This is a genomic window from Actinomadura bangladeshensis, assembly GCF_004348335.1.
Classification (GTDB): Bacteria; Actinomycetota; Actinomycetes; order Streptosporangiales; family Streptosporangiaceae; genus Spirillospora; species Spirillospora bangladeshensis.
Map to the genome: position 1 here is coordinate 1 of NZ_SMJW01000455.1, position 3,094 is coordinate 3,094.

At 72.2% G+C, this 3,094-nt stretch carries 5 protein-coding genes; all 5 read left to right on the plus strand.

The genetic code is table 11. The annotated features are described in order from the left end of the window. Positions 1-515: purine nucleoside phosphorylase YfiH/LACC1 family protein (locus E1284_RS39710; RefSeq protein ID WP_131945283.1), on the plus strand; the 515-nt coding region annotated here is incomplete at its 5' end. Next, positions 512-1,240: a YggS family pyridoxal phosphate-dependent enzyme gene (locus tag E1284_RS39715; protein WP_131945284.1), complete on the plus strand. Its 729-nt coding sequence runs from the start codon at positions 512-514 to the stop codon at positions 1,238-1,240. The genes E1284_RS39710 and E1284_RS39715, both read left to right, overlap by 4 nt. 105 nt (positions 1,241-1,345) lie before the next feature. Beyond that, entirely contained in the window at positions 1,346-1,882 is a 537-nt protein-coding gene (locus E1284_RS39720; RefSeq protein ID WP_131945285.1) for a cell division protein SepF, read from the plus strand. 18 nt (positions 1,883-1,900) lie between these two features. Beyond that, positions 1,901-2,197, plus strand: coding sequence for a YggT family protein (locus E1284_RS39725; RefSeq protein WP_067631098.1), 297 nt, complete (start codon positions 1,901-1,903; stop codon positions 2,195-2,197). Positions 2,198-2,254: 57 nt separating this feature from the next. Then, positions 2,255-3,094: DivIVA domain-containing protein (locus tag E1284_RS39730; protein WP_243715032.1), on the plus strand; the 840-nt coding region annotated here is incomplete at its 3' end.

Below are 3,094 nucleotides of genomic sequence, written 5' to 3' on the forward strand. Positions count from 1 at the left end.
CCCCCGAGACCCCCGGCCCCGTCGACGCCGTCGTCACGACCGTCCCCGGCCTCGCCCTCGCCGTCCTCGTCGCCGACTGCGCGCCCGTACTGCTGGCCGATCCCGTCGCCGGGGTCGTCGGCGCCGCCCACTCCGGCCGTCCCGGCACGGCCGCCGGGGTCGTCCCGGCGCTGGTGAAGGCGATGTGCGAGCGGGGCGCCGACCCCGCGCGGATGACCGCCGCGATCGGCCCCGCCGCGTGCGGCCGCTGCTACGAGGTGCCCGCCGAGATGCGCGACGAGGTCGCCGCCGTCGTCCCGGCCGCGTACTCCACCACCTCTCGGGGCACCCCCGGCCTCGACATCCGCGCCGGCGTCGCCGAGCAGCTCGCGTCCGCCGGGGTGGCCTCCGCCGCCGTCGACCCGCGCTGCACCATCGAGGACCCCGGCCTCTTCTCCTACCGCCGCGAGGGCCGCACCGGCCGCTTCGCCGGATATGTCTGGCTCAACGGCGCCACGTCGAAGGACGGCGCGTGACCGGGGGGAGCAGCCTCACCCCGGAGGAGCGCCGCGCGGAGCTGGCCGAGGCCCTCGCCGCCGTGCGCGCCCGCATCGCCGCCGCCTGTGCCGCCGCCGGCCGGGACGAGGGCGAGATCACCCTCATCGCGGTGACCAAGACCTTCCCCGCCTCCGATGTGCGGCTGCTGGCCGGACTCGGCCTCGCCGACGTCGGCGAGAACCGCGACCAGGAGGCCCGCCCCAAGGCCGCCGAATGCGCCGGCCTCCCGCTGACCTGGCACTTCGTCGGCAGGCTGCAGACCAACAAGGCCCGCGCGGTGGCAGGCTACGCCGACGTCGTGCACTCGGTGGACCGGCCCAGGCTGGTCACCGCCCTGTCGGACGCCGCCGTCCGCGCCGGCCGCACGCTGCGCTGCCTCGTCCAGGTGTCGCTGGACGACGACCCGGCCGAGGGCCGGGGCGGCGCGGCGCCCGGCGCGGTGCCGGAGGTGGCCGCCGCGATCGCGGCGGCCGCCGGCCTGGAGCTCGGCGGTGTGATGGCCGTCGCGCCGCTCGGCGCCGACCCGCTGCCCGCCTTCACCCGGCTCGCGGGGGTGGCGGAGGAGATGCGAAGGAACCATCCGGGCGCCCGGATCGTCAGTGCGGGTATGAGCGGCGACTTGGAACAGGCGATCGCGTGCGGCGCGACACACCTGCGGGTCGGTACGGCGTTGCTCGGCGGCCGACGGGCAATCGTCAGGTAATGTCCCCCCAGTGGTACCTGCCGGAACGCGGGTCGCCACGTCGGAGGAGTCCACCGGCGGCACCGGACGCGCCCGGAGCCGCCACCACAGGACACGGAGGGGCGTATGGCCAGCGCGATGCGCAAGATGGCGGTCTACCTCGGCCTTGTGGAGGACGACCGTTACGACGACAAGTACGGCGACTACGACGAGTACGAGGTCTACGACGACGAGACCGACCCCGGTCAGAGCCGTCGTCGCGAGGACGAATCCGGCGGTCAGCTTACCCGAGCGGAAGAGACCGCGGACCGGGATCGCGACCATCACTCCACGTCGACCATAGAGCGACGCTCCGTGGCGCTCTACGAGTCCGGTACCACCGACCTCGCTCGTATCACTACTCTGCATCCAAGGACCTACAACGAGGCACGGACCATCGGCGAGCACTTCAGGGAGGGCACACCGGTGATCATGAATCTGACCGAGATGGTCGACAGCGACGCCAAGCGGCTGGTCGACTTCGCGGCGGGTCTCGTGTTCGGCCTGCACGGGAGCATTGAGCGTGTTACGAACAAGGTGTTCCTGCTGTCGCCCGCCAACGTGGAGGTGACGGCGGAGGACAAGGCCCGGATGGCGGAACGTGGGTTCTTCAACCAGAGCTGAGAGTCGCAGAGAGTATCCGTGAACATCGCTGGACAGGTACTGACGTACCTCCTGTACTTCTTCCTCCTCTTCCTGATCGGGAGGCTGGTGCTGGAGGTCCTGCAGTCGTTCGCCCGCCAATGGAAGCCGTCCGGGGTGGTGCTGGTGATCGCCGAGGCGACCTACACCGTCACCGATCCGCCACTGAAACTGCTGAGGCGTTTCATCCCGCCGGTCCGGCTGGGTAACGTTGCCCTGGACCTCAGCTTCACCGTGCTCATCCTTGTGGTCTGGATCCTGATCATGGTCATTGGCTCCATATTCGGCGGTCCCTAGACCGATCGGATACCGTCCTTCAGGGACAGACTCCAAGCGCGCCAAGGAGACGAGAACATGCCGCTGACACCCGCCGACGTGCGGAACAAGCAGTTCAGTACCACCAGGCTGAGGCCGGGGTACGACGAGGAGGAGGTGGACGCCTTCCTCGACGAGGTCGAGGCCGAGCTCGACCGCCTCATCCAGGAGAACGAGGAGCTGCGGGCCAAGCTGGCCGAGTGCCTGCGCGGCAAGGTTCCCGCCATGGCCGCTCCCATCGTGGAGCCGAAGCCGGACGTGCAGAAGATCCCCGAGCCTCCCCGTCCCGAGCCGCAGCCGCAGCCCGAGCCGGAGCCCGCGCCCCTCGGCGGCCTCGGCATGGCGCCCGCGCCCTCCGGCGAGGACAACATGGACACCGCGGCCCGCGTGCTCGCGCTCGCGCAGCAGACCGCCGACCAGGCGATCGCCGACGCGCGCCGGGAGGCCGACGAGACGCTCGGCCGCGCCCGCCGGGAGGCCGAGGAGATCCTCGGCAAGGCCCGCCGGCAGGCCGACCAGATCGTCAGCGAGGCCCGCTCGCGCGCCGAGGCCCTCGACCGCGACGCGCAGGAGCGGCACCGCCAGGTCATGGGCTCGCTCGTGCAGCAGCGCGAGGAGCTGGAGCGCGAGGTCGACAACCTGCGCGCCTTCGAGCGCGAGTACCGCAGCCGCCTGAAGGTGTACCTGGAGGGGCAGCTCCGCGACCTGGAGGCGGGCAGCACCGAGACCGGTGCGTTCGCCGCCGTCCCGGGCGCGGCCCCCGTCCAGTCGCAGCAGAACGCGCCCCAGGGGCCGCAGACCGGCCCGCAGAGCGGCCTGCCGCACGCGGACAACCGCAACGGCGCCGCCGGCGGACCCTCCCCCGCCCCCGGCCAGTTC

What these genes read in the sequence shown, in the direction of transcription:
- E1284_RS39720 (WP_131945285.1), top strand. Translation starts at nt 1,346, where the DNA reads ATGGCCAGCGCGATGCGCAAGATGGCGGTCTACCTCGGCCTTGTGGAG.